General features: G+C 54.3%; 29 protein-coding genes and 1 tRNA gene. 13 read left to right on the top strand and 17 right to left on the bottom strand.

Annotated features, from left to right (window positions below; all coding sequences use genetic code 11):
* Window positions 1–13: 13 nt before the first annotated feature.
* The gene (gene truA, locus TGAM_RS08400) at window positions 14–817 is read left to right on the top strand and encodes a tRNA pseudouridine(38-40) synthase TruA (protein WP_015859272.1); all 804 of its coding nucleotides are present in this window, start codon (window positions 14–16) and stop codon (window positions 815–817) included.
* Here the strand turns inward: truA and TGAM_RS08395 are convergent.
* A complete protein-coding gene (locus TGAM_RS08395) occupies window positions 764–2,152 on the bottom strand; it encodes a DEAD/DEAH box helicase (RefSeq protein ID WP_015859271.1) in 1,389 nt (462 codons plus the stop codon). The genes truA and TGAM_RS08395 overlap by 54 nt on opposite strands.
* A gap of 73 nt (window positions 2,153–2,225) precedes the next feature.
* Between TGAM_RS08395 and TGAM_RS08390 the strand changes: the two genes are divergently transcribed.
* On the top strand, window positions 2,226–3,491 hold the full coding sequence (locus tag TGAM_RS08390; protein WP_015859270.1) for a UbiD family decarboxylase: 1,266 nt from the start codon (window positions 2,226–2,228) through the stop codon (window positions 3,489–3,491).
* Here the strand turns inward: TGAM_RS08390 and TGAM_RS08385 are convergent.
* The 8 genes from TGAM_RS08385 to sppA all read right to left on the bottom strand — a co-directional run bounded on the left by TGAM_RS08385 (window position 3,488) and on the right by sppA (window position 10,283).
* On the bottom strand, window positions 3,488–4,414 hold the full coding sequence (locus tag TGAM_RS08385) for an ABC transporter ATP-binding protein (protein WP_015859269.1): 927 nt from the start codon (window positions 4,412–4,414) through the stop codon (window positions 3,488–3,490). The two genes, TGAM_RS08390 and TGAM_RS08385, sit on opposite strands and share 4 nt — an antisense overlap.
* A gap of 5 nt (window positions 4,415–4,419) precedes the next feature.
* The gene (locus TGAM_RS08380) at window positions 4,420–5,571 is read right to left on the bottom strand and encodes an ABC transporter permease subunit (RefSeq protein ID WP_238516202.1); all 1,152 of its coding nucleotides are present in this window, start codon (window positions 5,569–5,571) and stop codon (window positions 4,420–4,422) included.
* Window positions 5,572–5,634: 63 nt separating this feature from the next.
* Window positions 5,635–5,877 carry a hypothetical protein gene (locus TGAM_RS08375; RefSeq protein ID WP_015859267.1) on the bottom strand — a complete coding sequence of 81 codons (243 nt, stop codon included), beginning with the start codon at window positions 5,875–5,877 and terminating at the stop codon, window positions 5,635–5,637.
* A 44-nt stretch (window positions 5,878–5,921) separates the two neighbouring features.
* Window positions 5,922–6,713, bottom strand: a complete 792-nt coding sequence (locus TGAM_RS08370) for an N-glycosylase/DNA lyase (RefSeq protein ID WP_015859266.1) — start codon at window positions 6,711–6,713, stop codon at window positions 5,922–5,924.
* A complete protein-coding gene (locus tag TGAM_RS08365; protein WP_015859265.1) occupies window positions 6,710–7,678 on the bottom strand; it encodes a beta-ribofuranosylaminobenzene 5'-phosphate synthase family protein in 969 nt (322 codons plus the stop codon). Before TGAM_RS08365 ends, TGAM_RS08370 begins: the two co-directional genes overlap by 4 nt.
* A gap of 140 nt (window positions 7,679–7,818) precedes the next feature.
* Window positions 7,819–8,820 (bottom strand): AI-2E family transporter, encoded by a 1,002-nt coding sequence (locus tag TGAM_RS08360; RefSeq protein ID WP_015859264.1) that lies wholly within the window; start codon window positions 8,818–8,820, stop codon window positions 7,819–7,821.
* Window positions 8,810–9,289, bottom strand: a complete 480-nt coding sequence (locus TGAM_RS08355) for a PH1570 family protein (RefSeq protein WP_015859263.1) — start codon at window positions 9,287–9,289, stop codon at window positions 8,810–8,812. Before TGAM_RS08355 ends, TGAM_RS08360 begins: the two co-directional genes overlap by 11 nt.
* A 4-nt stretch (window positions 9,290–9,293) precedes the next feature.
* A complete protein-coding gene (gene sppA, locus TGAM_RS08350) occupies window positions 9,294–10,283 on the bottom strand; it encodes a signal peptide peptidase SppA (protein ID WP_015859262.1) in 990 nt (329 codons plus the stop codon).
* Between the two features lie 96 nt (window positions 10,284–10,379).
* On the opposite strand from sppA, the gene TGAM_RS08345 reads away from it, so the two are divergent.
* The 5 genes from TGAM_RS08345 (at window position 10,380) to TGAM_RS08325 (ending at window position 13,247) form a co-directional block, all read left to right on the top strand.
* Window positions 10,380–10,841, top strand: coding sequence for a hypothetical protein (locus TGAM_RS08345; protein WP_048811296.1), 462 nt, complete (start codon window positions 10,380–10,382; stop codon window positions 10,839–10,841).
* Window positions 10,842–10,946: 105 nt separating this feature from the next.
* Window positions 10,947–11,201 (top strand): PQ-loop domain-containing transporter, encoded by a 255-nt coding sequence (locus tag TGAM_RS08340; RefSeq protein ID WP_048811295.1) that lies wholly within the window; start codon window positions 10,947–10,949, stop codon window positions 11,199–11,201.
* A 58-nt stretch (window positions 11,202–11,259) separates the two neighbouring features.
* Window positions 11,260–11,907: a phosphoribosyltransferase gene (locus TGAM_RS08335; protein ID WP_015859259.1), complete on the top strand. Its 648-nt coding sequence runs from the start codon at window positions 11,260–11,262 to the stop codon at window positions 11,905–11,907.
* Between the two features lie 12 nt (window positions 11,908–11,919).
* Window positions 11,920–12,207 carry a hypothetical protein gene (locus tag TGAM_RS08330; protein WP_015859258.1) on the top strand — a complete coding sequence of 96 codons (288 nt, stop codon included), beginning with the start codon at window positions 11,920–11,922 and terminating at the stop codon, window positions 12,205–12,207.
* 56 nt (window positions 12,208–12,263) lie between these two features.
* Window positions 12,264–13,247 carry a metal ABC transporter solute-binding protein, Zn/Mn family gene (locus TGAM_RS08325; RefSeq protein WP_015859257.1) on the top strand — a complete coding sequence of 328 codons (984 nt, stop codon included), beginning with the start codon at window positions 12,264–12,266 and terminating at the stop codon, window positions 13,245–13,247.
* 1 nt (window position 13,248) lies between these two features.
* Here TGAM_RS08325 and TGAM_RS08320 read toward each other — a convergent pair whose 3' ends face one another.
* Genes TGAM_RS08320 through TGAM_RS08305 form a run of 4 tightly spaced genes read right to left on the bottom strand, consistent with a single transcriptional unit; the run spans window position 13,249 to window position 18,047 of the window.
* On the bottom strand, window positions 13,249–14,136 hold the full coding sequence (locus TGAM_RS08320; RefSeq protein WP_015859256.1) for an ABC transporter permease: 888 nt from the start codon (window positions 14,134–14,136) through the stop codon (window positions 13,249–13,251).
* Window positions 14,136–15,197: an ABC transporter permease gene (locus TGAM_RS08315; protein ID WP_048811294.1), complete on the bottom strand. Its 1,062-nt coding sequence runs from the start codon at window positions 15,195–15,197 to the stop codon at window positions 14,136–14,138. Before TGAM_RS08315 ends, TGAM_RS08320 begins: the two co-directional genes overlap by 1 nt.
* Window positions 15,166–16,716 (bottom strand): ABC transporter ATP-binding protein, encoded by a 1,551-nt coding sequence (locus TGAM_RS08310; RefSeq protein WP_048811293.1) that lies wholly within the window; start codon window positions 16,714–16,716, stop codon window positions 15,166–15,168. The genes TGAM_RS08315 and TGAM_RS08310 overlap by 32 nt, the downstream gene beginning before the upstream one ends.
* A 38-nt stretch (window positions 16,717–16,754) precedes the next feature.
* Window positions 16,755–18,047 carry a BMP family lipoprotein gene (locus TGAM_RS08305; protein ID WP_015859253.1) on the bottom strand — a complete coding sequence of 431 codons (1,293 nt, stop codon included), beginning with the start codon at window positions 18,045–18,047 and terminating at the stop codon, window positions 16,755–16,757.
* Window positions 18,048–18,213: 166 nt separating this feature from the next.
* On the opposite strand from TGAM_RS08305, the gene TGAM_RS08300 reads away from it, so the two are divergent.
* On the top strand, window positions 18,214–18,672 hold the full coding sequence (locus TGAM_RS08300; protein ID WP_015859252.1) for a hypothetical protein: 459 nt from the start codon (window positions 18,214–18,216) through the stop codon (window positions 18,670–18,672).
* Window positions 18,673–18,766: 94 nt separating this feature from the next.
* Window positions 18,767–19,753 carry a signal recognition particle-docking protein FtsY gene (gene ftsY, locus TGAM_RS08295; RefSeq protein WP_015859251.1) on the top strand — a complete coding sequence of 329 codons (987 nt, stop codon included), beginning with the start codon at window positions 18,767–18,769 and terminating at the stop codon, window positions 19,751–19,753.
* A gap of 2 nt (window positions 19,754–19,755) precedes the next feature.
* Here the strand turns inward: ftsY and TGAM_RS08290 are convergent, their stop codons facing one another.
* Window positions 19,756–20,562, bottom strand: coding sequence for a sugar phosphate isomerase/epimerase family protein (locus TGAM_RS08290; protein ID WP_048811292.1), 807 nt, complete (start codon window positions 20,560–20,562; stop codon window positions 19,756–19,758).
* 95 nt (window positions 20,563–20,657) lie between these two features.
* Between TGAM_RS08290 and TGAM_RS08285 the strand changes: the two genes are divergently transcribed.
* Complete coding sequence (locus TGAM_RS08285) at window positions 20,658–21,299, top strand: CGP-CTERM sorting domain-containing protein (RefSeq protein WP_048811291.1); 642 nt, start codon at window positions 20,658–20,660, stop codon at window positions 21,297–21,299.
* A 62-nt stretch (window positions 21,300–21,361) separates the two neighbouring features.
* Window positions 21,362–22,003: an alanyl-tRNA editing protein gene (locus TGAM_RS08280; protein WP_015859248.1), complete on the top strand. Its 642-nt coding sequence runs from the start codon at window positions 21,362–21,364 to the stop codon at window positions 22,001–22,003.
* 11 nt (window positions 22,004–22,014) lie between these two features.
* Here the strand turns inward: TGAM_RS08280 and TGAM_RS08275 are convergent, their stop codons facing one another.
* Complete coding sequence (locus TGAM_RS08275) at window positions 22,015–22,392, bottom strand: 30S ribosomal protein S6e (protein WP_015859247.1); 378 nt, start codon at window positions 22,390–22,392, stop codon at window positions 22,015–22,017.
* A gap of 153 nt (window positions 22,393–22,545) precedes the next feature.
* Between TGAM_RS08275 and TGAM_RS08270 the strand changes: the two genes are divergently transcribed.
* A complete protein-coding gene (locus TGAM_RS08270) occupies window positions 22,546–23,514 on the top strand; it encodes a ribose 1,5-bisphosphate isomerase (RefSeq protein WP_015859246.1) in 969 nt (322 codons plus the stop codon).
* Window positions 23,515–23,522: 8 nt separating this feature from the next.
* Here the strand turns inward: TGAM_RS08270 and xerA are convergent, their stop codons facing one another.
* Window positions 23,523–24,374 (bottom strand): site-specific tyrosine recombinase/integron integrase, encoded by an 852-nt coding sequence (xerA, locus tag TGAM_RS08265; protein ID WP_015859245.1) that lies wholly within the window; start codon window positions 24,372–24,374, stop codon window positions 23,523–23,525.
* Between the two features lie 8 nt (window positions 24,375–24,382).
* Window positions 24,383–25,249 carry a toprim domain-containing protein gene (locus TGAM_RS08260; RefSeq protein ID WP_015859244.1) on the bottom strand — a complete coding sequence of 289 codons (867 nt, stop codon included), beginning with the start codon at window positions 25,247–25,249 and terminating at the stop codon, window positions 24,383–24,385.
* Window positions 25,250–25,338: 89 nt separating this feature from the next.
* Here TGAM_RS08260 and TGAM_RS08255 point away from each other — a divergent pair.
* Window positions 25,339–25,416: transfer RNA gene (locus TGAM_RS08255), tRNA-Arg, on the top strand.
* Window positions 25,417–25,487: the final 71 nt, after the last annotated feature.

Raw genomic sequence — 25,487 nt, 5'->3', positions numbered from 1 at the left:
TTAGGGTGGTCTTATGAAGCTCGCCCTTAGAATAGCCTACGATGGGACTGCGTTCTATGGCTTCCAGAGGCAACCTGGAATAAGGACGGTAGAAGGTGAGCTGATTAACGTTCTGACCAAGCTTAAAATCATCGAAAGTCCCGAGAAAAACGATTTTAAAGGTGCCTCCCGGACGGATCGAGGTGTTTCCGCGTTCTTCAACGTGGTTTCGTTCGTCCCCGGGGAAAGGGCCGACCTGGCGAGGCCCGAGGTGCTGAACCACAACCTCCACGATCTCTGGGTTCTCGGCGTTGCAGAGGTTCCCGACGATTTCCATCCAAGGTTCTGGGCGATCTCAAAGACCTACCGCTATTACCTAATAGACGAAGGCTTTGAACTTGAGAAAATGGTCGGGTGTGCCAAACTCTTCGAGGGGAGGCATGATTTCTCTGCCTTCGCCAGGCTTGAACCCGGGAGGGATCCCGTTAGGGAGATAACCCACATCAGCATCACCCCAAGGCATGGTTATTACGTGATTGAAATCACCGGCAAGAGCTTCCTCTGGGAAATGGTGCGGAGAATCGTCAACGCGCTCCGCTTCTGCGGGCTTTCGCTCCTCGAGCCTGAAGAGGTGGGGGCCATGCTCAGCGGGGTGTATGAGAAGAAGGTCCCTCCAGCTCCCCCTGAGAACCTCATCCTGTGGCACATAGAATACCCCAACGTGGAGTTTAAAACGGATGGGAAAAGCCTCTCCAAAGCTAGGCGCGACCTCTTCGAGCGCTACTCAAGAGCCCTTGCGCGCGCGGCGCTTTTTGGGGACTGTCTCGTTGAGCTTTGATTCCCTGTCGTAGTACCTTCCGTAGTACTGTTTCAAGGCCTTCTGCCTCTCGATGAAGTGCGTATAGAGGAGCGGATCGTCGTCGGCGACGTCAACTATAACAGCCTTCATACCCCATTTCGGCCTCAGAGCCCTTCCTATGGTTTGTATGGTCATGATATCGCTCTTTCCGCCGCCAGCAAGGATTATCGCGGAAATCTCGGGGATGTCAACGCCTTCCTTGAGGAGTGTGGAAATCAAAACCGGGATCTCGCCGTTTTTATACGCCTCAAGAACCTCCCAGCGATTCGGGCTCTGGGAGCTGAGAAACTCTGCCTTCACGCCCTCCCTATCGAGCATCTCCTTCAGGATTTTGCCGTGTTCTATGCGTTTGACGTCTATGAGGACGCGGTGGCCCTTTCTGACGAGTTCCTTGGCCTTCGCTACTATCGCCCTGTTCCTCTCTTCGTTGTTCATGATAACGTCCTCGTAGAGCTCCTTATACCTCTCACTGAAGGATGGCATTCTTGACTCGTACGTTATTACCTCAAACCTGGGTTTCGCCAGAAAGCCTTCCCTTATCAGATCCTCGGCCTTCACTTCGTAGATTATAGGACCAACGACGGCCTCAATCTTTATCTCCTCGCCACGAACGCGCCTCCAGGGTGTCGCCGAGAGCCCGAAGCGGTAGACCTGAGGGAGGCTTATCCCCAGCTGGTAGAACTTCTCGGCGGCTGAAGTCCTGTGGCACTCGTCAAACATGACTATTGCGTAATCGTTATTCAGCTTGTCGGCGCCCCGGGAGAGGAGGGTCTGTATCATGGCCACCGTCACGTTCTCCTCGTTCCACTTGTTGTCGCCGACGATTCCGGCTTTAACGCCGAGGAGCTCCTCAACCTTCTCTGCCCACTGGTAGAGGAGCTCCTTCGTGTGGACGACGATTAGGGCGGATAAATCGAGCTCGTGGATGATTCTCAGCCCGACAACGGTTTTTCCGCTCCCGACGGGCAGGGCTAAAACTCCCATTTTCTCCCTCAGGGCCTTCCTCACGGCCCTCTGCTGGTATCTTCTCAGAGAATAGTTCTCGTTCCACGTTGAGTTGAGCTTGGTTCCTCTAATCTGCCTCTCGTCCTTCACGCGGACGCGGTAGCCCTTGCTGTTGAGGAACTTCTTGACCCTTGGAAGCAGGCCCACAGGAAAGGTCTTCTCGTAGGGGTCGTAGAGGCTCTCTGGCTTCTCCCACTTACCGTAGTCCTTCTTATAGGTGAGCAAGTCGTAGATTTTGAAGTAAACGCTCGGCTCTGCCTTCTCGACCCTAACCAGTGCTGAACCGTCTGGGATCCTGAGGACAACCATAGGCATGGCCAATCAAAGCAACTCTGGAAAAAGGCTTTATAGCCCTTTTGGAACAAGGGCTTAAGGTGGTCGCATGCTGGGGGAAATTCTTCGAACTTTTGATGACCTGATTGTCATAAAGGAACCCGTGAGCAAGGAGCTTGAGATAACGCGCTATCTCCTTAAATACCGCGACAGGCCCGTCCTGTTCGAGGACGTTGAGGGCTGGAGGGTCGCTGGAAACATCTGGAGCACCCGCGAGAGGATAGCGGGATTCCTCAACACTGAAAAAGAAAACCTCATCCACATGCTCACGGAGGCGATGGAGAACTCCTCACCGTACAAAACCGTTGAAAGCGCCCCGTTCCTGAAGAACTCTACAAGCGATTTCTCCCTTCTTGAGCTCCCGATTCCAAAGTACTATCCTAAGGACGGCGGGCCATACTTTACCTCGGCGATGGTCATTGCGAAGGACGATAACGGCTTTGTCAACGTGTCCTTCCACAGGATGATGGTCAGGGACGAGAAGACCGTTGCGATAAGGCTCGTCCCGAGGCACCTCTACGCGATGTGGAAGGACAGGGCCGAGCACGGGGAGGAGCTGGACGTTAGAATCGTCGTCGGAAACCCGATTCATCTTCTGCTCGCCGGCGCTACTAGCACGGCCTACGGAATCAGCGAGCTTGAGATAGCTTCTAAGCTGAGCGAGCTCGCCTTTGGAAAGCCCATCGAAGTCATCGAGCTGGGAGGAATCCCCGTTCCTGTGGAGAGCGAGTTTGTATTCGAGGCGAAGATAACTCCCGAGCTGGTTGACGAAGGCCCCTTCGTTGACATAACGGGAACCTACGACTACGTGAGGAAGCAACCTTTGGTCGTCTTTGAGCGGATGTACCACGTTGATGACCCGATTTTCCACGCCCTTCTGCCCGGAGGCTACGAGCACTTCATGCTCATGGGCCTCCCCAAGGAGCCTCAAATCTACGCGAGCGTCAAGCGCGTGGTTCCCAAGGTTCACGGCGTTCGGCTGACGGAAGGAGGGGCCATGTGGCTTCATGCGGTCGTTTCAATAACAAAACAGCACGACGGCGACGGCAAGAACGCGATTTTAGCGGCTTTCGCCGGCCACCCGAGCCTCAAACACGTCGTTGTCGTTGATGAGGACATAGACATCTACGACGACCGCGACGTGGAGTGGGCCATAGCGACGCGCTTCCAGGCAGATAGGGACCTCGTGATAGTCCCCAACGCCCGCGGTAGCTCCCTCGACCCCTCGGCGGAGAAGAGCTTAACTGCCAAGTGGGGTATAGACGCGACGAAACCGCTGGAAAGAAAAGAGGAGTTCGAGAGGGCCAGGCTTTAGCCCTCCTCTTCCACCATCTTCAGGAATATTTCTTCTAGGCTGGGCACCCTGACCATGAGCTGGAGGATCTTCGCCCCCTGGCTCCACACTATATCGTTTATCTGTGCCCTGACGTCTTCCGGTGCTTTTATCTTGTACTTGGTTGGGCTGACGCGCTCTATTTCCCAGTCAACGTCCTTGAACTCAACGGGCCTGTCCGTTTCCAAGAGGATCAGATAACCGCCCTTCCTCAGGAAGCTCATCTTTATGTTGTCTATGCTGTCCTCGACGCGGAGCTTCCCCCTGACGATGACCCCAACGGTGTCGCAGACCTCCTCAACGTGGGCCAGTATATGGGATGAGAAGAAAACCGTCTTCCCCTCCTTCTTCTGCCTCCTTATTATGTCCTTGAACTCTGCTATCCCCTTGGGATCAAGGCCCGTCATTGGCTCATCCAGTATGAGGAGCTCCGGGTCGTTTATTAGCGCCTGTGCCAGGAGGAGCCTCTGCTTCATTCCCTTTGAGAACTTGCCAACCTTCTTGTTCCGTACCTCCCAGAGGTTGAGGAGCTCCAAAAGCTCTCTGCTCCTCCTGGCTCTCTCCTCTTTCGACATCCCGAAAGACTCTCCAATGATGTCCAGTGTCTGCATCGGAGTGAGGAATTCCCAGAGGGTTGCGTGTTCGGGCATGTAGCCTATCTTCTTCTTGGCCTCAACCAGCCTTTTCTCGTTGTACTTCCCATCTCTGAAGATCTCCTGGCCGAAGAGTTCTATCTTCCCTTTCTGCGGGTATATCAGTCCGAGGACGCTCAGTATCGTGGTGCTCTTTCCGGCCCCGTTCGGTCCAAGGAAGCCGTATATCTGTCCTTTCTTTACCTCGAGGTTTAGGCCATCGAGGGCTTTCACGTCCCTATAAGTTTTAACGAGGTTCTCTATTTTGATCATCGTCATCACCTCAGATCCATGCGGAGGAAGCGGTAGAAGCCTACGCCCAGGTAGAGGATCAGCATTGCTATCATCACCCCAAGCCTGTCAAGGTTCTTCTTGATTGAGTAACCGACCCCCTGGTAGGTCTCCAGGGTGTAGCAGCGCTTCTCGTACCTGACTTCCACGTACGTTCCGTTTATGTTCTCGGTTCTGCTACCTCCCTCAACGTCAGGCCCCTGGCACGGACCCTCGCCGGTGGTGTTCGTTACATTACTCTTGATTGGGTGCTCGTAGTCAGTCACTATAGTTAGCCCTTCCTTTTTCATTGGATAGTACGTCTCGTTGGTTATCGTCACGTGAATCTTTTTGGTGAGGTTACCAAGGAGGAAGTTGAGCTGGGTTATAGGATCGAAGAAGAGGTACTTCCTCTTATACTCCTTAACGAGCCTGTTGTACTGTATGTTCATGTACTCATAAGGCGATTTGACGCTTTCATTGCGATAGAGAAAGCCCTCTCTCTCCCAGTTTGGCCCAAACTTTTCCCTGGTCAGTTCTTCCGCTTTGGAATGAGCGAAGTACTCTACCAGTATTGGGCTCATGAGGGACATCAGGAAGAGGAGGACTATCGCTATACCTATGGCAGTTGACGTCGACTTGACGAAGAGGGATACTATGTACCCCAAGGCCAGGAACTCCATCATGGCCAGTAGGATGGACAGGTTCAGCAGGAGAACGTCCCAGATGAGGCCGGACGTTATGTCGATGCCCATCATGGCTATTCCGACCAGAGTAACGACCACCGCGAGTAGAATGGCTATGAAGAGCACCACGATGTGACCCAGGAACTTGCCGACGATGTAGCCGAGCCTGCTTATGGGTTTGCTTATGGCCACCCTGAGAGTGCCCTCGGTTATCTCGGCGTTGACGGCCGTTGCCCCCAGCACTATGGCGAGTATTGTTATGAAGAACTTTGCCAGGGACAGCGTTATCGATATCAGGGCGGCTATTACCTCAGATGCCGTGAACTCCCTTCCGTAGGGCTGAACGGTCTTTATGGCGTAGAGGATAGGTATGTAGAGCAGGAGCATTATAATTAGGATTGCCCAGAACTTTTTAGTCCGGATGCTCTTTTTGATCTCGAGCTTTAGTCCCCACATCAAATCCAACACCCCCATGTTCACTTTGAACTATCAATCTTAGTATAAAAATCTTTGCCCGTAGTAGTTGGGAGTGCTGGGCTAACCGGAGCGGGAACGCTCGACCCTTGAAAAGCGGAGGGCGGCGAGTGCAATGTAGAGGACTGAAAAAACTACCAGGTTTAGAACGTTTACCCTGCTTTTCTGTTCCCTCAACATGCTCATTGCCTCATTCATCTGCAGCGTCGGCTCGAATGGGAGGTAGTAGGTCACGTACCTCCAGGTTTCCTCCCTGACTACCGCCGGATCCTTCACGAGCTCTCCCATCGGTGCGTACATCAGCATGAAACGAGACTGCTACAAAAGCTCCGGAGCAAGACCATCACCCTTTAGAGATCCCTAAGCTCCAGTATCCTTTCTGCCTTTTCCCCGCAGTGCTTCTTCAATCTTCTTAAGACCTCTCCCTTTCCACCGAGGACGGGCCACAAGATTGAGTCTATGTGGAGCGGTGGGATTCCTGTTTCCTCAGCTATTCTGCCCCAGAAGCTCACAGGGGGTTCGCTGGTGAAGCGCTTGGTGTAGGCGTTTATTCTCACATCGTCCGGAATCTCGATGGCCATCGGGTAGGGGACGAAGGCGCTAAAGGCAATCCTTCCCGCGTAGCCGAACATCTTTACGGCGAAGACTATCGTTTTCGCGCTCCTTTTAGCCTTCATAACCCTTGCAAGCTCATCTCTCAGCCTTTCCATGCCGTTGAAGTAGTAGTCTCTAATCTCGCTTATCGAGAGAGGGCTCAGGAACGGCTCGACCCTCTCGATTCTTTTAAGCTTCCCCGCAACGAGACGCCTGTTTGTCTTTGAGTTTGGGAGAAACGAAGAGTAGGCCTCCACTATGTCCTCGGGCGGGTTCTCCGAGAAATACCTTGAAAACTCCCACCACCAGTCCTCGCCTTTCCCGCTCAGCTGGTAGCTGACGAGGGCGTTGGCTATGACGAGCTTGATGAAGAGTTCGTCGTCCTTCAGGTTCTCCCGAAGGTTTCTCAGTGCATCGAACTGCAAATCGACTTTCTCCTCAATGGTTCTCGCGCAGTCAAGGCCGAGCTCCCGCAGTATTTCCACGAGCCTGTTGACTTTCTCATTGTCCTCTCTGTATTTTATTCTCACGAAGCGGTCGAGCGTCATTGCGCCACGCTCCTTATCAACCTTTCCAGGAAGGCGTTCTCGCTTACAACCTCTGCTCCCGTGTTCCTCGGAAGGCAGAGTTCGACTTTAGCTTTTATCCCGTGCTCCCGTAGATAGTCACTCAGCTCCGCCGAGAGCCTCTGGAACTCCCCTTTCAGGATTAGGCCGTAAACGGTCGGCCCCCAGCTGCTCTGGCCTGCGCCGTATGTTTTCTCACCCAGCCAGTCGAGAATTAGCTTAACGTCCCCCCTGAACTCACCGCCCTGGAACTCCGCGAAGTGCCTGCCCACGAGCCTCTGTATTGCGGAGAGGTGCTCTCCGAAGGCTTTTATGTTCCTCTCCTTTAGCGCTGGCAGGAGGCCGAGTAAAATGCGGTGGCTTATCTCCCTGGCCACTTCAGCGCTCCCGAAGTTTCCGCCCATTATCGGCTTTTCCTCCTCTTCGTCGAGGCCCGGCCTGAGCTCTGGAATCACGAGCAGGAACGCCCACTCCTCCGGAAAGTCTTCACGGATTATAAGTGGTGGGACTCCCTTCTTGACTCCGCCGTCGAGGACGAAACCACCGTAAGCGAAGGCGTAAATCCCGGCCCCGCTGTTCTTTCCCCTTCCGAGGGCCTCGGCGAGCCCCTCAATCGAAACGCTCAGGTTGTTGAGCCTCGCTATTGCGGTTCCAACGGCCAAGCTCAGCTGGGTCGTTGAGCCGAGACCAACGTGCCTCGGAATGGTCTTCCGCACCTCAATCAGGTAGCCGGTTCCGGTTCCAAAGGTCGAGTTCATCTTCTCAACAGCCTTCTTTATCGTCTCTACGTCTTCCCCTTCAGCCCTCACCTCAAGCCTTTCCGCTGGAAGAACCTTGACATCGTAGCCGCCCTCAAGCGCCACCCCGAGGCTTCCGAAGCGCCTTCCGAGCGAGCCCGTTGGGTCTATCAGGCCGAGGTGAAGCCTCTTCGGCGTCCGGATTATCATGCCTCTCACCCGTTTGTTGGCTCCTGATGGGTCTTGGCAGTGGTGCTAATGAAGTTTGCGGAAAATCTTCTCTTGGGTGAGTGGGCATCATCGGAACCAAAAAGACGTGGAGGAGGCGCTCGATGCTATAGGGTCGCCATTTATTCGGCCGGTTGGCTCTCCATCGCTTTTTTCCATTCCTCAATAACCGTCGCCAGCAGACCGAGGGAGACGGGTCCTATTATTATTCCGACGAGTCCGAAGGCCCAGAGGCCACCGAAGATTCCGAGAAGGGAGATGAGGGCGTTCAGTCCACGCCTCCTCAGGGTCATCTTGGGGGCCAGCACGAAGTCCGGTAGGGGGGATACGAAAACTATGGAGTAAACGGCGAAGAGGAACGCTAGAACGTAGTTGGAAGAGTGAATGAGGTAGACCACACCGGGGATCCAGATGAGCCAGCCACCGAGGAAGGGAAGGAGCTCAACGAAGGCCGTTAGAATACCGAGGGCTATTGCACCGCTCGTTGGGGCGATTCCAAAGGCCCAGAAGCCGAGGGCCGTTGCGAACCCCTTCAAAACACTCAGGGTGAGCCAGCTCTTGAGAAGGGTATCCAGTGTGTAGCGGGCGGCCTCGATGAGCCTGATTCCGAACTCCTTCCTTTGGGGTGGCAGGAGGTTGTAGAGTTCCCTCCCGATTTCCTCCGCGTTCACTAGGGCCCCATAGTAGACGAAGAGCATGACGAAGATCTCCAGCGCGAGCTTCGGTATGGAGTACGTGTAACTGACGATGTAGGACTCTATCCTTGATCTTACCCCCTCGGTTATGGCCGTTAGGACTTCGTTGATCCTCTGGGAGGAAACCGTTACCGACTGGAGCCAGGTGAAGGATATCTCCATATACCTGACTATCTGGTACTTGACGTCGTTGATCCAGAGCACGAACCCAATCAGGAACAAAAATGAGAGAACAGCTATTATGGCTGTCAGGAGAAAGGCGGCCTTTCTCCGGCCGATTTTTGGTAGCAGCTTCTCATGGAGGGGGTAGGTAACGTAGGCAACTGCGAGGGCGAGGATTATTGGGGAAACAACGGGACTCACCACTAACCACACAAGGTAAAGGATAACAACCGTGACGATCGCCCAGATGAGGGTTTCATTCCTCATCCAGCATCCCCAGGTACTTCAGTATCAGCTCCCTCGCGCTCGGTTTGCTGAAGACTATGAGGTAGCCCCTCTCGTCGAGGATGAAGTCCTTTCCGAGCGCGAGCAATGCTCTCTTTAACTTGACGACCTCGGCCTTTTCAAGCCCTATGCTCTCCTTGATCTCAGCCGGGGCATCTATTTCATTGAGGGTCTTTTCGAGCCTGTTCATGACGCTCCTGTTGATAAACTTAACCGGGCTGAAGTCGGGCTTTTCCGCGACTATCTCGCCGGGGTCAAGGTAGATGCCCCAGAACTCCTTGGCGCATTCGAAGGGGTAGACGTAGTCTTCACCGTAGTCTGGAAGGTAAAGCTCCCGTATCACCGCGAGGAGAAGCTTTCTGGCGTCCTTTCCATAGTACTCTATCCTGAGCTTGAACTTCCCGTCCTCAAAGCCGTTCTCGAAGATCTCAAGCTTCTCCTCGCAGAGCATGCCCTCACCCCCTCAGCCGTAGGTAGCGCGGATCGAGGTAGAGGGCTCCCTCCCCAAAGACGCCGAGGGAGTAGCTCTGGGTCGGCGAGCCGTACACCTTAATCTCTGCGCTCTCAACACCCATAAGCTTTTCGAGTTCCTCCACTGCCGTCTGGAAGTTGCCGGTTTCGTCCACGAGCGTTCCGTTCACCTTAATGGCAAGCCATGTCTCGCCCGTTGCGTACTCTCTGGTCTCGTTGAGCGTCATGTTCCGCCCCATACTGACGGCCTGTAAAAAGCTCTGGAAGTAGGCGTCTATCATTCCCCAGATCTTCTTCCTCTCGTACTCGGTGAGGGCCCTCCACTCGGCGCCCATGTCCTTGTGGGGCCCGGTTTTGAAGACGTCGACCTTTATTCCGTTTGAGGCGTAGTTGTCCGCCAGGTTGAAGTGGACGTAGATAACGCCTATGCTCCCGACCTCGGCAAGGGGATCCGCTATTATCCTCTCGGCCCCGACGGCGATGTAGTAGCCGCCTGAAGCGGCTATGCCTCCCGTGTACGCGACGACCGGCTTTTTAGCCCTGAGAACCTGGACCTCGTGGTAGATCTCCCTCACGGCACCAACGTCTCCACCCGGGCTTTCGATCCAGAGGAGGACGCCCCCAACGGAATCGTCCTTCATCAGCTTCTCGAGGGTTGTCACTGTGTTGAGTGCCGTTTGACCCTCGATAACGCCGAAGATTGGTACAAGGGCTATTGTCGCGTTCGTGACGTTGGTGCCTCCCCTCTCCATCTCGATTGCCCTGATTAGGGACTGGAGCTCCGCGATCCTTGCCTGGAGTGCTGTTTCGGCCGTCTGGTTACCGATCACGACCTCGGTTCTGCAGGTGGCGTTGGGGGGAACGTAACTGCTGAGACTCTGGTTCTGGAGGTAGAGAAGGGTCGTGGACATAACGAAGACGCCGAGAATGAGGACGAGGATAAAAGTGATGTACTTCCACACGTCTCTCTCCATGTTCAACTCCCCTGAGTTCATGGGAGGAATCTCTTTTAAAGTTGTCCACCGGGACGTTTAAAACCTCAACTGCGTTAGATGTTTGGGGGAAAGGCTATGCAGGTTTGGTACCGTTCACGTGCCCTCTACGACACGGTTATGAGGCTCCTTAACTCGGGAAGGTACGATGCGGCCCTGGAAATGGCCGAACAGATCCCGGACGATAAGGTCAAGGCGAAGGCCTTCTCCAAGATAGCGGTTTACCTGGCCAGGGAGGGGAGGGATTATCGGGAGGCCCTCGAGAGGGCTATCAACGTCACGTCCGATCTGCCATCCGGAGACGCCACCAAGGCCCTTATGAGCCTCGCCTTTGACTTCCTGTCGCTCGGACTTCACGAGGAGGCCCTTAGGGTAGCGGAGTTCATCAGGGATCTTTCCAACAGGTCGAAGATACAGGCGGAGGTTGCCTTAAAGCTCGCGAGGGAGGGCAAGGTTTCCGAGGCGATGAGGATAATAAACGACATCCTCGATGAGGACGTCAAGACGTGGGCCATGTCAAGGATGGCAACCACCGTTTAATTGCCGTTTCTTTCTCAAAGGAAGGGATTTCATAACCTTTTTTTGAGCCAAAATCGTGCAAAAACCTTTTTTATGCTCTCCCTCCTCGGGTTTGGAGGTGAGAAAATGGCGTGGATTGAGATGATAGGCCTGATTGGCATGCTCATGCTCGTCGGCTCGTGGGTTCCCCAGACGATTGAAACTCTCAGAACCAAGAAGTGCCCTCTGAACATGAAGTTCATCCTGATATACTTCACCGCATCGACGCTGCTGACCATCTACGCGTACCTTCCACCGAGGGACTGGATTTTCACAGCCCTCAACGGCCTTGCCGCCTTTCAGAGTGGGGTCAACCTCTACGTCAAGCTCCGCTATTCCTGATTTCTTTCAGCGGAAAATTTAAATAGGACTTTCTCCCCCGTTTCTTAAGGGAAATCCAATGAAGAAGTTTCCTGCTAAGCTTGCTTCTTGGGAAGACATTGAGAGATGGGCCAAGGAGGGGGCCTGGAAAGTTTTGGAGGACGGCTGGAGGCCTGACGTTATAGTCGGCCTTGCCCGCGGCGGCTGGGTTCCGGCAAGGCTCTACTGCGACTACCTCGGCGTGAAGGATTTGGTCAGCCTGAAGGTCGAGCACTGGGGTGTTACCGCAACCCCGGATGGCAAGGCCAGGCTCAAGTACGGCACCAGCTACGACTTGGGTGGCAAGAAGGTTCTCATCGTTGATGACATCAGCGACACGGGCGAGAGCTTAACCCTCGCCAAGAACTACGTCGAGAACCAGAAGCCTGCCGAGATAAGAACAGCTACGCTCCTCACAATTAAGGGTTCGCGCTTCAAGCCCGACTACTTCGGCGAGGAAATCGACTGGGCGTGGATAGTCTTCCCATGGAACTTCGTTGAGGACATGATCAACCTCGTGAACAACATCCTAGACGAGAAGGAAGCGGTGAGCACCGACGAGATAGTCGAGCTCTTCAAGGAACTCCACGGAATGGAGGTTCCGAAGGGCAAGCTCGAGGAAGCCCTCAGGATGGCAGAGAGGAGGAAGGTTTTTAAGTTCCGCGACGGGAAGTGGCGCAAAGCCTGAGGGAGTGGTAGCTTGGACAGGGAAAAGAAGATCGAGGAGATTCGAAACCACAGCGTCTACGCGCGGGAAATCTACGACATGCACAGCGAGAGCATCGACCGAGTTATCGATGAGTACGAGAGCCTGAAGGAAGACTATCTGAACGACCACTCGCGGGCGAGGATAGTAAGGATAGTCTTCAACGAGGACAACGGCCTTCCTTTGGCTATAGAGTTCAACAGGAAGGACGACAGCTTCAAGGGCTTCACCATAGCGATCGGCAAGCCGCATATAAAGAGCGATAACGGAAAGGACGACTGATCCCCTGGGTTCATTTTTTTAAACCGTTTTTCCGAACTGGATTAGGGTGATCTAACATGAGGAGAGGTCACGCGTTCCTGCTCACAATTCTCCTCTTGGGCCTCATTGCCCCCGGGGCCGGTGCGGAGGAGAGAAGACCCCTCGTCGTGGCGAGCATAGGGCCTATAGCGTCGATAGTGGAAGAAGCTTTCGGAAACTCCGTCGAGGTCGTGACACTGGTTCCTCTCGGGGCGGATCCGCACGAGTACCAGCTCAGCGCCGAGCAGATAAACCTCCTCCAGAGGGCGGATGTAATAGTCACCACAGGTGGCCACTTGCCCGTTGAGGCCAAGATTGCCCAGCTCAAGGAAGAAGGCGTCATCAACGCTGAGGTTTTGCTCATAGACGACTTCAAGGTTAAAGGCTTTCACTACCTTCCCGAACGCTGGTACGGTGGCAAAGACAACCCTCATGGGGCATGGCTCGATCCGGACAACGCCTTGGCGATAGCATCTGCAACGGAAGGAGCACTTGAGAAAGTCGATCCGGCCAACGCGGAAACGTATCGGAGGGACTTCGACATCTTCAGGACGAAGGTCAGTGCCATAAAGTGGGCCTTTTCAGGTTTCGTTGCCAACAAGAGCGCCGTTATAAATATGCCCCCGGTTCAGTACGCCGTTGAGTGGCTCGGAATAAAGGCAATAGCCTCAATAAAACCCGAGGAGGAAGTGCCGGCCAGGGGCGTGGACGAGCTCGTACCCGTTGCCGGGGAATCCGATGTGATAGTTTACTCCCTCCAGAGCCCGGTTCAGCTTCGGAACGCCGCGTTTGAGCTTGCTGAAAAGAGCGGAAAGCCCTTGGCAGGGGTTGTTGTTTTCTGGGAGGGCAGGCCTTACACGGAGGTCCTCAGGGAGAATGCGGTGAACGTTCTGAGGGCGGTGGGTGAAAAGAGGGTTGAAGTGGAGAAAAAAGGAAACGGTTACGACTTGGCCTACGTTCTTTCGGCCCTATTCGCTGGTCTCTCCCTCGGCACAGCCCTCGGCTACGTGCTGAAAGGCTGAATCACTCCCTCTTGTACGGTTTTCCATCCCACTTCGGTGGCCTTGCCTTTCCTATTATTCCCGCGACGATGATTATCGTCATTATGTAGGGCAGCATGTAGATGAACTGCTCTGGAACCAAGTGCTTTGGAGCGAGCCACGTTGCGAGTCCATCGAAGAAGCCAAAGAGCCAGCCGCCGATGAGCGAGACGAGCGGATTCCAGTTGCTGAACACCATGTTGGCGAGGGCTATGAAGCCCCTTCCACCGGACATCGTCTTGTGCACCATTCCGAGCCAGTCAACGCTCATGTAAGCCCCGCCGAGACCTGCCAGGGCGTGGCCGTAGACAGTTGACCAGAAGCGGTACTTCTCGACGTTTATTCCGAGGGCATCTGCTGCCTCCGGGTTCTCACCAACCGCCCTGACGCGCAGGCCAAGGGGAGTCCGGAAGAGCACCCACCAGGTGATTATCGATATCGCTATCGTGACGAGTATCATCGGGCTGAACTCACCGTACCTTGTTTTCAGGTGCCACAGGGTAAAGGGAAGCTGATGCTGGCCTGCGGTGCCCCAGTAGGCTATGATTCCGAAGGGAACTAGTCCAGCGGCGAGGAGGTTTATACCGATGCCAGGGATTACGTGGTCTCCCTTGAGGTAGACGGTCAGGAAGCCGTGTAGCATTCCGAAGAGTGCCCCAACAAAAAGCCCGCCAAGCAGTCCGATGGAGGCGTGTCCTGTTATCTCCGCGAATATTGCCCCAAAGAACGCGCTCGCGAGGAGAACCCCCTCGTAGCCTATGCTAACGACTCCGGCCCTCTCGCTCCACGCCGCACCTACACTTGTTAGCACTATAGGAACCATGGCCATCAGAGAGTTTTTCAGAATGACCATCAGGGCCCCGACGTCCATTATGCAGCCCCCCTTCCTAAGGCCTTCTTTATAAGGTCATACAGGCTTGGAATGGCAACGGTTATGATTATCACACCCTGGATAACCCTCACTATCTCGAGGGGAACCCCTGTCTGCTGCATGGAAGACGTTCCGGCTTTTAACATTCCAAAGAATATCGCGGACAGGATTATGCCGAGGGGATGGTTCCTTCCGACGAGGGAAACACCTATTCCGTCGAAACCGAATCCGTAAATGTTGGCACCTCCCTGACTTATGGCATAGCCGGGATAGTCACCCATTATTTTCATCGCACCCCCCAGACCGCTCATCATACCACCAATGAGAAATGACCAGAGGACAGCCATCTTGGGGTTTATACCACCGTATCTCGCTGCTTTCTCGTTGTAACCGCTGGCCCTCATGCTAAAGCCCAGTGTGGTGTGCCACAGGATGAAGTATATGGAAACTGAGGCGATGACCGCTATGATGAAACCCCATGAGAGAACCGTGTTCCCTATAAGCGGAAGCCTTGCGGAGGGGGGCACTTTAATTGTCTTTATCGGGTTCTTGGGATTTGCGTATGGCCCCACGATTAACCAGAGGACAAAGTACCAGCCTATCCAGTTGAGCATTATCGTGGAGATGACCTCGTGTACGCCCCTGTAAACCTTGAGAAGCGCAGCTGGAAGGGCCCAGAGGGCTCCGAGAACCATACCCATCAGCAGACCGAACCACAGGTTGCCCCAGATGTTCGTGAAGGCTATCGCCGCTATGGCTCCGAAGTAGAACGAACTCTCCGCACCGATGTTGAAGATTCCAGTTCTGGCACCGATTGCGAAGGTCAGGGCCGTGAGCATTAAGGGAGTAGAGTAGTGCAGGGTCACCGCTATGTTGTCCGTTGAGGCCAGTCCCCCCTTAAAGAGGGCGACGTAGGCATCGACAGGATCGTAACCGAAAGCGAGGAGTATAATCGCCCCAATGAGGAACCCGATTAATATCGCCAGGACGCTCTCAACGAAGGCTTTGATGTTTATTTTGGAGAGTACCTCACTCACCTTTTGCCCTTTTGAGCTCTTCATAGCGAATACCTCCCATCATCATACCTATCTCTTCCAGAGTAACTTCTCCGGGTTTTACAACGCCCATAAACTGGCCCTCGTACATCACTGCCATCCTGTCGCTGAGCTGGAGTATCTCATCGAGGTCAGCGGAGACCAGTAGAACCGCCTTGTTCTCGTTTCTCAGCTTGACGAGGTAGTTTCTGATGTACTCCGTCGAGGCGACGTCAACTCCCCGGGTGGGCTGAGCGGCCACGATGAGGGCAGGCTCTTTACTGACCTCCCTTGCCACTATGAGTTTTTGTTGATTGCCACCGCTTAGGCTTTTCACGGGAGCGTCCGGACCCGGCGCCACTATATCAAATTTGGATATTAACTCGTTTGCATGCCTCCGGGCCGCCACCCAGTTTATAATCCCCCTAGCCCTCTGGAATTTCTTCCTCCACTGGAGGCCGAGGATTGAGTTCTCGGTGACGGTCATGTCGAGGATCAGCCCCATGTTGGTTCTGTCTTCAGGTATGTGGGCCATTCCAAGGTCGTAGAGTTCTTTTGGTGGCCTGCCAGTTACGTCGACCCCGTTGAGTTCTACTTTCCCTTTTTCCAGCTTTCTAAGGCCAGTTATTGCCTCGATAAGCTCAGTCTGCCCGTTCCCTTCAACCCCAGCAATGCCGAGTATCTCCCCCTCCCTGACCTCAAATGAGAGCCCCTTGACGGCTTCCTCACCTCTGTCCCCCTTGACCCACAGGTTCTCAACCCTGAGAACTGGTTTGCCCGGCTCCTTGGGTGGTTTTTCAATCTTTAACACCACGTCCCTGCCGACCATCATCCTGGCGAGGAGTTGGGGGGTTGCCTCTTCAGTTTTTACAGTTCCCACAACCTTCCCTTTTCTGATAACCGTAACACGGTCGGTTATTTCCATGACCTCGTTGAGCTTGTGGCTGATGAATATTATTGTCTTCCCCTCAGCCTTTAATTTTCTGAGCACCTCAAAGAGCTCCTCTACTTCGAGGGGGGTCAGCACAGCCGTTGGCTCGTCTAGGATGAGGATGTCGACATTGCGGTAGAGCATCTTGAGGATTTCCACCCTCTGCTGCACCCCGACGGGGAGGTTTTCGACGGGAACGTCGAGGGGAACCTGGAAGTTTAGATCGTCCATGAGCTTCTGGAGCCTTTTCCTGGCGCTCTCGACGTCTATTCTAGAGAAAAGGCCGTGCCCCTCCATGCCAAGGATGATGTTGTGGAGGGCGTCAAAAACCTCAACGAGGGTGAAGTGCTGATGAACCATACCAATACCCATAGAAATCGCATCGAGAGGGCTTTTGAAGTGAACTTCCTTCCCCTTAACAATGATTTTACCCGAGGTGGGTTTGAGCATTCCAAACAGAATTTTCATGAGGGTGGTCTTTCCGGCGCCGTTCTCACCGAGAAGACCCAAGATTTCTCCCGGGTAGACAGTGAGATCAACACCACGGAGGGCCTTCGTGCCATCGGGATACACCTTGACGATTCCCTGCATCTCGATTATCGGTCTCTTCTCCATAGAAACACCCCCGCGGGTCAATGAGAAAAAAGAAAGAATCAGCTGCTGGCGAGCTGCTCCATTTCCTGCCAGGTGCCGGCCTGCCTGATCTTTTCGATGCCCTCCTTGTCCATCGGGGCGGGAACCTTGATCTCGCCGTTGATTATCTTCTGCTTGAGCTCATCTACGGCCTGCCAGATCCAGTCGGGAACCTGCTTCCTGGTGTTCTCGAGGTACTGCTTGAGCTCGTCCTTGCTGTTGAAGCCGAGCTCCTGAAGTTTCTTCTTCTGGGTATCCTCGGGGAGGGAGTTGAACATCGCCATAACGTCGTCCACGGTGCTCAGGCCAACACCGTTCTCCTTGAGCCCGAGTTCCACGACACCGCCCTTGAAGTTGCCCTCGACTGCTGCCTTGACCGCGTTGTAGACACCAACGTCAACGCGCTTCATCATGCTTGCGATTATAACGCCCGGCTTAATCCAGTCCTGGGCTGAGTCAACGCCTATCGCAAATGGCGGTCCCATCTTTTTGCCCCTTGCATCGAGGTATTCTTTAACCGCCTGGAAGACTCCGAGGCCCGTTCCACCGGCGACCTGGTAGATAACCCACGCCCCCTGCTGGAGCTGGGTCTCGGCGGCGGCCTTACCCTTGGCGGCGTCGTTGAAGGAACCGGTGTACTGGTAGAGGACGTCTATGTTGGCCTCATTTCCGGTCTTCTGCTTGTAGTAGTCCTCGGCCCACTTTATTCCAAAGCGGTAGCCCGCCTCGAACTTGTAGAGGACCGGAATCTCCATACCGAGAACGATTCCAACCTTGTCCTTTCCGTCGTTGGCGGCTATGAGGCCAGCCAGAGCACCTGCCAGAGCTGAACCTTCGTTCTCCTTGAATTGAATGCTCATGACGTTGTCCCTGTCGGGTATGTAGCCATCGATGATTGCAAACTTCTGGTCAGGGTACTTTTTAGCCGTGGCGTTGACGGCATCGGTCATCATGAAGCCGACTGCGATAATTATCTTGTACTTCTTGGCCTTGGCGAGGGTTTCAAGGTTCTTGTAGTAGTCGTCCTCGCTGTTGCTCTGGAGTTCGACCAGTTCGAGGTTGAAGTCTTTGGCGGCTTTGGAGGCGCCGAGATAAGCCATGTCGTTGAAGCTGAGATCGCCCCTGCCACCCACGTCGTAAACGATGGCTATAGCACCACTATAAGAGGCGCTGGAAGTGGTCTGGGAGTTCGTCTGACTGCTACTTTCGCTGGAGGTTTCTTTTTCCCCTCCTCCCCCGATGCAGCCGCTGGCCGCTACACTAAGGGCAACGAGCCCTACAACCAAAAGTGCAAACACGCTTTTCCATTTCATAGGGACACCCCTGAATACAGCTGTCGATCTGAGTGAGCAAAGACGGGATATATAGTTTGCGGTTTGCTAACCTGTAAAAGAAATCCCCTCACAAAACCCTAATCCTGATCGAAAGATTTTTGAGAGGGCTGCGTTATTAAGTTTAACAACCTCTGGAGGAAAAGGGATGGGACTCAGGCTGACGGATATCCTTTACCTCAAATCCGGACGGATCCTCATGACGGGCAATCCGAGGAGGATAGCCAGAATAATCCTCAACGAATGGGCAAGGGAGGGCTGGAGGATACTGGCTGAGGGGCTTCCCTTCCAAATTGAAGGGGACGTCTTCATTGGAGATCCCTTCGAAAATGAGAACTTTGACGTTTACCTTATCCTCAACCCCCTCGCGAGGACGGGAAATGAGCGGGAAAGGCTTCACTCGTGGCTGGACTCGCACCGGGACAGGCTGGTCGTTCTGTACGAGCACAAGTACGTTGGTGACTCCATAACCCGTTACCCCCTCAGAAACTTTATAGACTACCTCCTCGCCTACAGGCGCGAGACCGTAGGCGCTGAGATCGTTAACCTGTACAGGCTCGAGAACGGAAGGGTCGTCGAGTCCTCAAAGCTCGTGAGACGCCGATGATGTGTGGCTTCGGGTCTGAAAGGTGATGACACCAGCTATCGCTGAGGCCGATAATGATATATATGAATAAGTTCCCCCGTGATCGGTGGTCAGGATGTTCGGAAAGCTCAGGGAGAAACTCAAGGGCTTCGTCAGGAGGGTCGAAGAGAACGTTGAGGAGGAAGAAAAAAAGATCGAGAAGGCTGAACCCGAGAAGAAGCCCGGTCTCTTTGAGAGGCTCCTCCAGGTCGAGATTAAGGAGAAGGACGTTGAGAGGGCTTTGGAGGATCTTGAGATCGAGCTTCTCGAGGCTGATGTGGCCCTGGAGGTCGTGGACGAGCTCAGGGAGAGCATAAAACGGAAGCTCGTCGGGAAAAAGGTCAAGATCGGTACGGACAAGGCCAAGGTCATTGAAGATGCCGTTAAGGAGGCCGTTCTTGAAGTTCTAACCCCGCCGAGAAAGATAAACCTTCTTGAGGAGATAAGGGCGAAAAAGGAGAAACCCTACGTCATAGTCTTCGTAGGTTTCAACGGCTCCGGAAAGACCACGACCATAGCCAAGCTCGCCCACTGGCTTAAGAAGAACGGGCTGAGCGTTGTCATAGCGGCCAGCGACACCTTCAGGGCCGGGGCGATAGAGCAGGTTGAAGAGCACGCGAAGCGCGTCGGCGTTAAGGTGATAAAGCACTCCTACGGTGCCGATCCTGCGGCCGTCGCTTATGACGCCATACAGCACGCCAAGGCGAGGGGAATAGACGTCGTTCTCGTGGACACCGCCGGAAGGAACGAGCTCAACAGAAACCTCATGGACGAGATGAAGAAGATAGTCCGCGTCACCAAACCGGACCTTGTCATCTTCGTGGGTGACTCATTGGCTGGAAACTCAATAATCGACCAGGCGAGGCAGTTCAACGAGGCTGTGAAAATAGATGGTGTCATTCTCACCAAGCTCGACGCGGACTCGAGGGGTGGGGCCGCGTTGAGCATAAGCCACGCCATCGGTGCACCCATACTCTTCGTCGGCGTCGGCCAGGGTTACGAGGATCTAAGGCCCTTTGACGAGAAGTGGTTCGTGAACCTTATCTTCGGGGAAGAAAATTGAGATCAGAGCGAGGTCAGCAGCTCTATCAATCCTTTTTTCGTTGGTATCCTGGCGAACTTGTCGGGGTCTTTTACCTTGAGCAGGATTGGGACGTCGCCGAAGAGCTTGAGAACCTTTCCGAAGGGAATCTTTCCCTCCCCCGGAAGCAGGTGTAGATCACCTACACCGTAAGCTAAGGCGTCCTCGGGCTCGACCTGCGGGAAGAGCTTTCCGAAGTTGTCGTGGATCATCAGGATTATAGTCTTGTCGGTTCCGAGCTTGACGTCCTCGAGGAGTTTGTTCTCGTCCCCCTGGGCGCTCAGGAACGCGTGGGCGACGTCGAGGGCGAAGCCGACGTTGTCCCTGTTCACGTTATCGACAACGTAGAGCGTGTCCTTGACGCTGTAGGTGTTCTCAAGGGCTATCTTTATGCCGAAGGGCTTCACCATGTCGGCCAGGTGCTGAAGGGCCTCTATCTCAAGGTCCAGCCTTCCGGTTTTGCCGCTCTGCATGACTATGACCTTTGCCCCGAGCTTTATGGCGACGTCCGCAACGGCCTTGGCAACGCGGAAGTGCCTGCTGTGGTAGATGTGATCCCTCAAGTTCATTGAAGTGGGCATCCTTACGATGTAGTCTATTCCAACGCCCTTCAGCGTGCTCTCTATGTTCTTGAGCTTCTTCTCCATGACCTGTCCATTCACTATGAGGCCCAGGGTGTGCGGGAATATCGAAACGAAGTCATAGGACTTTATCTTCACGTCTGCGAGCACCGAGGCAAGGCTCTTGTCCTTGGTGACGAAGCGCGGGTAGATGGTCACACCTATCTCCATGGCCTTCACCTTGATGAATGCACGTCCGGAGAGTATAAAAATCTGGTGGAGGCTAAGCTTATAACCTCCTCCCCCTAACTTCCCCGGTGGCTGGTATGAAAAGGGTTGTTGGGTTAGCTCTATTGCTACTGCTCTCATCAGTGCTGTTCCCCGTTAGCGCTTCAGACTGGAAGTTTGATCCCTCACTGGTGCACTTCTACCTTTATGGGGCTAAAACCTGCCCTCACTGCAGGCACATGAAGGAAGTCATTCCAGAGACCTACGGTGCCGACAAGTTCACCTACTACGAGCTGGTCGGAAACAGTCACAACGACGAGGTTCTCAACAACATCTCCCGCCTCATTGGGGTGACGGGGGTTCCCGTGATAGGGATCACTTACAACGGCACCCTCGTGGCCGTGATTGAGGGGGAGTACAAGGTTTCTGCAACCCCTGAGATAGTGGAGACTGCTTTAAAAAACAACGGAACGCTGCTCCTTCTCGCCTCGGGAAACTACATCCTGCCCCACAACAACACCAAGGCTAGGGAAATCGTTGAGAAGCTCCAGTACCTATTCACGAAGGCTGGTGAACCGAGTGAAACCTCCACGACACCCAAGAAAACTCATACAACCGCCAGCGAGACACCGGCTGATGGCACTCACACAACAACCAACGGAAATGACAAGCGGATCTGCGGTCCCGCGCTCATAATCGCGATTGCAATGGTTCCCCTCTTCCCAAGGAGGAGGCGCTGAGCTTTTTCTCCCCTTTCGATACCCATTTAAACTTCGATGCACTTATCCCTACGGTGGTTTAAATGACCCGCAAGCTCTACTACGAGGACGCTTACCTCAGGGAGGCTAAGGCCAAGGTTCTGGAGGTGAAGGAGAACGCCCTTCTCCTCGACCAGACCATTTTCTACCCGACCGGCGGCGGGCAGCCCCACGACAGAGGCTGGATAAACGGCGTCGAGGTTCTGGACGTTTACAAGGACGAGGAAGGCAACGTCTGGCACGTTGTTAAGGAGCCGGAGAAGTTCAAACCCAACCAAGAGGTTGAGCTTAAAATTGACTGGGACTACCGCTACAAGCTTATGAGGATACACAGCGCGATGCACTTACTCGAACACGTCCTCAACCTTGTCCTGCCCGGGAAGTGGGAGCTCTACGGAAGCGGGATGAGCGTCGAGAAGGGCCGCTACGACATTCTCTACCCGGAGAACGTGAACAAGTGGAAGCAGGAGATCATTGAGACCTTCAACAGGCTCGTTGACGAAGGTGGAGAAATGAAGATCTGGTGGGAAGGGGAAACCCGGTACACCCAGATACGGGACTTCGAGGTAATTCCGTGCGCGGGAACCCACGTGAGGGACATAAGGGAGATTGGGCACCTCAAGAAGTTCAAGCGCTCCAGCCTAGGAAAAGGAAAGCAGAGGCTTGAGATCTGGCTTGAGGATTGAGAAAAGGGTCCTCAGAAGACGAGGACCGCGTTTATCTGGACGATCTCGGGGCTTATGGTGTTGCCCCTGACGGTTTTCTTTCTCCTCTCTCCCTTCTCCTTTGGCCTGAAGCCCGGCCCCCTGGAGAGAAGTATCCTGACCCTCCTCGGGCCGTGAACATCAGGACGCATCGGGAAGCCGTCCTTGTCGGTGCCTCCCTTTATCTTGAGCTTTGCGTCCTCGGGGATCTCCTGGCCGAAGATCTCCGAGAGGTTTATGCCGAGCTCCTTTACCGGGATCTCGTCGCCAATGCGCTTGCCTATGAGCTTCTCCGCGGCATCGCCGCTTATCTCTATCTGTCTGGCTATGCCGTTCTTTGGGTTGGATATAACGACCTTGAACGTAGCCATTTCCTCCCACCTCCACTCATCAGCGGGATTCATTGGGCCCAGCCCTTTCCCGGGTGATGTTGAAGGGTCCGTTTAAAAATCTTCCCCTGCGCAAACGATATAAACCCCCTTCTCCAACCCCCGGATTACCCAAAGCTGACGTGAGGTGGTAGCATGGCGGTGCTCAGGGAAGTCCTTGAGATAGCGGAGAAGATAAAGAACATGGAGATACGCGGCGCCGGAAAGATAGCCCGTTCAGCGGCTTACGCTCTCCAGATACAGGCAGAGAAGAGCAAAGCAAAGAGTGTTGACGAGTTCTGGGAGGAAATGAAGCAGGCCGCGAAAATACTCTACGAGACAAGGCCCACCGCCGTTTCACTTCCCAACGCCCTCCGTTACGTTATGCACAGGGGCAAGATAGCCTACCAGAGTGGTGCCGATCTGGAGCAGCTCAGGTACGTTGTGATAACCGCCGCGAAAGAGTTCATCCACAACTCCGAGAAGGCCGTCGAGAGAATAGGCGAGATAGGGGCGAAGCGCATTGAAGACGGCGACATCATAATGACCCACTGCCACAGCAAAGCAGCGATAAGCGTCATGAAGACCGCATGGGAGCAGGGCAAGGACATAAAGGTCATCGTTACCGAGACGAGGCCCAAGTGGCAGGGCAAGATCACCGCCAAAGAACTAGCCAGCTACGGCATTCCTGTCATCTACGTCGTGGACAGTGCCGCGAGGCACTATATGAAGATGACCGACAAGGTGGTTATGGGCGCGGACAGCATAACAGTGAACGGCGCTGTGATAAACAAGATTGGAACGGCCTTGATAGCCCTCACCGCCAAGGAGCACCGCGTCTGGACGATGATAGCGGCAGAAACCTACAAGTTCCACCCCGAGACGATGCTCGGCCAGCTCGTCGAGATCGAGATGCGCGACCCGACCGAGGTTATCCCCGAGGAAGAACTTAAGACCTGGCCTGAGAACATAACGGTGTGGAATCCAGCGTTCGACGTTACTCCACCGGAGTACGTTGACGTCATCATCACCGAGCGCGGGGTTATCCCGCCGAGTGCTGCCATAGACATCCTCAGGGAAGAGTTCGGCTGGGCGCTGAAATACAGGGAGCCCTGGGAGGATTGAGTTCCCTTTCATTCTTCCATTAGGCTTTCGAGGAGCTTTGCCTTTTCCTGGGCCTTTTTAAGGTGTTCCACAGTGACCTTGGTGTAGATCTGTGTCGTTGAGAGGTTTGAATGACCGAGGAGCTCCTGGATAGCCCTTATGTCAACCCCCCTTTCCAGCATGTGGGTTGCGAAGCTGTGCCTGAGCATGTGGGGCGTTACTTTAACGCCGGCCTTCTTGCCGTAGCGGTTGAGCAGGTACCAGACAGTCTTCGGCGAGAGCCTGTCCTTGGTTCCTCTTCTGACTTCCACGAGTAGGTATTCGCTGTCATCGTCCCTCTCGCTGAGGTAGGCCTTGATCTCCTCCGTCAGTGCCGGGGGGATCGGAACAACGCGGTCTTTCGCCCCCTTTCCACCCCGGACGGTTATGATGCCCCTGTCAAGGTCGATATCCTCTTTCTTCAGGTTGCAGAGCTCGCTGACACGCAATCCTGCCCCGTAAAGGAGAAGAACTATCAACCTGTCCCTTCTTCGCGTGAGGGGGATAACCGAAAGCAGCTTTCTTACGTCCTCCTGTGTCAGGGCCTTTGGCAGGCTCTTTGGAACCCTGGGCGGTTTGAGCTTCTCGGCTTCCTCATCGAGGCCTTCAAAACGAAAGTAGGCCCTTAACGCCTGCACAACGAGGTTTAAACTTCTGTTTGAGTAGCCTTCCCGCCTCAGGCGGGCCAGAAAACGGAGGGCAGAGCGGAAGTCAAGCCCCCCGCCGTGCTCGAGGTACCGCCTGACGTAGTACGTGTACATTCTGATCGTGTTTGGGCTCTTCCCCTCGAGGTCAAGATACGTCGCAAACTCCTCGATGGCCGTTGAATTCTCTTCTTTCATCTCGACCCTCAGTCCTCCCCGGTTCCTGAGAGTGTCGCTTTAACGTCTTCCTCGATCTCTTCCTTTCCCCTTTCTGGTTCTTTTTCCTCAGGTCTCTCCTTTTCAACGAGTTCCTTTGAGATCGCCATGCTGAGGTAGACAGTCTTGAGGAGCTCTCCAACCGCCTCCTCTTCCTCCGCGTAGATGTAACCCTGCCCGACGACGATCTTCCCGTTGAGGCCGAGCTTTTCGACCGCTATTGCCAGGAACTCCTCCGGGGGTACCGGTTCGGCCGGGAACAGGGCTTTCCAGGCTTCTTCTATCTTCACCGGCCTGCTCTTCTTTTCGAGGAGGGTCTGGAGGCTCTCGTTCTCCTGCTTGAGACTCAGGTACTCGCTCCTGAGCTCTTCGTACTTCTTCCTGAGCTCCTCGTATTCACGCTCCAGTTCGTCATACTGGTGAGCCAGCTCTTCGTAGTGCCCCTTGATGTCGAGGAGTTCTTTCCTGAGCTCCATGTACTCCGGGAGAACCCTAAGGCTCTTCAACCCCGCTCTGATCAGGGTGTTTTTGAGCTCCTTCCTCACGAGCTCGACATCAACGTGCTCCAGATCGTGGCCGAGGGGGAGCTTCATCCTCTCGATGTGTCCAACCATCTCCCCGAGCTCGTTGAAGAGCCTCTCCGCGAGTTCCCTTCCAACCCTGTCCGCGTCGGTCGCTATGATGAGCAGGTCCGCACCGGCGGCCGCGCTCTTGGCTATGTCTATGTTGGTCGTTGGGATTATCGAGGATATCGTTATGTTGTACTCGCTTCCCAGTGCTAAACCCTGAAGGGCTTTGCTTACGACCTCAACGTCGCTGGCACCTTCAACAAGAATCCTGACATCAACTATTGCCACACCCTTTCACCCCAATCGATTTCATCTGCCCGGCTTAAAAACTTAGCCGAGTTAGATTTTTAAACGTCCATCCCTACTATCGAGGGGTTGGGCCGGTGGCTTAGCCTGGATAGAGCGTCGGCCTCCGGAGCCGAAGGTCGCGGGTTCAAATCCCGCCCGGCCCGCCAGAAAATTTGATTTTGTTGCGTTCCGGACATTATTGCCATATACAAAAGAGCTGCTGCCTCAAAAAATGCGG

The organism is Thermococcus gammatolerans EJ3 (assembly GCF_000022365.1).
GTDB classification, from domain to species: Archaea; Methanobacteriota_B; Thermococci; order Thermococcales; family Thermococcaceae; genus Thermococcus; species Thermococcus gammatolerans.
Note: the sequence above shows the minus strand (reverse complement) of the source record. Positions and strands in the feature narration are given on the sequence as shown.

Coding starts and splice junctions, on each gene's coding strand:
- truA (WP_015859272.1), top strand. CDS start 14: ATGAAGCTCGCCCTTAGAATAGCCTACGATGGGACTGCGTTCTATGGC.
- TGAM_RS08395 (WP_015859271.1), bottom strand. CDS start 2,152: ATGGTTGTCCTCAGGATCCCAGACGGTTCAGCACTGGTTAGGGTCGAG.
- TGAM_RS08390 (WP_015859270.1), top strand. CDS start 2,226: ATGCTGGGGGAAATTCTTCGAACTTTTGATGACCTGATTGTCATAAAG.
- TGAM_RS08385 (WP_015859269.1), bottom strand. CDS start 4,414: ATGATCAAAATAGAGAACCTCGTTAAAACTTATAGGGACGTGAAAGCC.
- TGAM_RS08380 (WP_238516202.1), bottom strand. CDS start 5,571: ATGGGGGTGTTGGATTTGATGTGGGGACTAAAGCTCGAGATCAAAAAG.
- TGAM_RS08375 (WP_015859267.1), bottom strand. CDS start 5,877: ATGCTGATGTACGCACCGATGGGAGAGCTCGTGAAGGATCCGGCGGTA.
- TGAM_RS08370 (WP_015859266.1), bottom strand. CDS start 6,713: ATGACGCTCGACCGCTTCGTGAGAATAAAATACAGAGAGGACAATGAG.
- TGAM_RS08365 (WP_015859265.1), bottom strand. CDS start 7,678: ATGATAATCCGGACGCCGAAGAGGCTTCACCTCGGCCTGATAGACCCA.
- TGAM_RS08360 (WP_015859264.1), bottom strand. CDS start 8,820: ATGAGGAATGAAACCCTCATCTGGGCGATCGTCACGGTTGTTATCCTT.
- TGAM_RS08355 (WP_015859263.1), bottom strand. CDS start 9,289: ATGCTCTGCGAGGAGAAGCTTGAGATCTTCGAGAACGGCTTTGAGGAC.
- sppA (WP_015859262.1), bottom strand. CDS start 10,283: ATGGAGAGAGACGTGTGGAAGTACATCACTTTTATCCTCGTCCTCATT.
- TGAM_RS08345 (WP_048811296.1), top strand. CDS start 10,380: ATGCAGGTTTGGTACCGTTCACGTGCCCTCTACGACACGGTTATGAGG.
- TGAM_RS08340 (WP_048811295.1), top strand. CDS start 10,947: ATGGCGTGGATTGAGATGATAGGCCTGATTGGCATGCTCATGCTCGTC.
- TGAM_RS08335 (WP_015859259.1), top strand. CDS start 11,260: ATGAAGAAGTTTCCTGCTAAGCTTGCTTCTTGGGAAGACATTGAGAGA.
- TGAM_RS08325 (WP_015859257.1), top strand. CDS start 12,264: ATGAGGAGAGGTCACGCGTTCCTGCTCACAATTCTCCTCTTGGGCCTC.
- TGAM_RS08320 (WP_015859256.1), bottom strand. CDS start 14,136: ATGGACGTCGGGGCCCTGATGGTCATTCTGAAAAACTCTCTGATGGCC.
- TGAM_RS08315 (WP_048811294.1), bottom strand. CDS start 15,197: ATGAAGAGCTCAAAAGGGCAAAAGGTGAGTGAGGTACTCTCCAAAATA.
- TGAM_RS08310 (WP_048811293.1), bottom strand. CDS start 16,716: ATGGAGAAGAGACCGATAATCGAGATGCAGGGAATCGTCAAGGTGTAT.
- TGAM_RS08305 (WP_015859253.1), bottom strand. CDS start 18,047: ATGAAATGGAAAAGCGTGTTTGCACTTTTGGTTGTAGGGCTCGTTGCC.
- TGAM_RS08300 (WP_015859252.1), top strand. CDS start 18,214: ATGGGACTCAGGCTGACGGATATCCTTTACCTCAAATCCGGACGGATC.
- ftsY (WP_015859251.1), top strand. CDS start 18,767: ATGTTCGGAAAGCTCAGGGAGAAACTCAAGGGCTTCGTCAGGAGGGTC.
- TGAM_RS08290 (WP_048811292.1), bottom strand. CDS start 20,562: ATGGAGATAGGTGTGACCATCTACCCGCGCTTCGTCACCAAGGACAAG.
- TGAM_RS08285 (WP_048811291.1), top strand. CDS start 20,658: ATGAAAAGGGTTGTTGGGTTAGCTCTATTGCTACTGCTCTCATCAGTG.
- TGAM_RS08280 (WP_015859248.1), top strand. CDS start 21,362: ATGACCCGCAAGCTCTACTACGAGGACGCTTACCTCAGGGAGGCTAAG.
- TGAM_RS08275 (WP_015859247.1), bottom strand. CDS start 22,392: ATGGCTACGTTCAAGGTCGTTATATCCAACCCAAAGAACGGCATAGCC.
- TGAM_RS08270 (WP_015859246.1), top strand. CDS start 22,546: ATGGCGGTGCTCAGGGAAGTCCTTGAGATAGCGGAGAAGATAAAGAAC.
- xerA (WP_015859245.1), bottom strand. CDS start 24,374: ATGAAAGAAGAGAATTCAACGGCCATCGAGGAGTTTGCGACGTATCTT.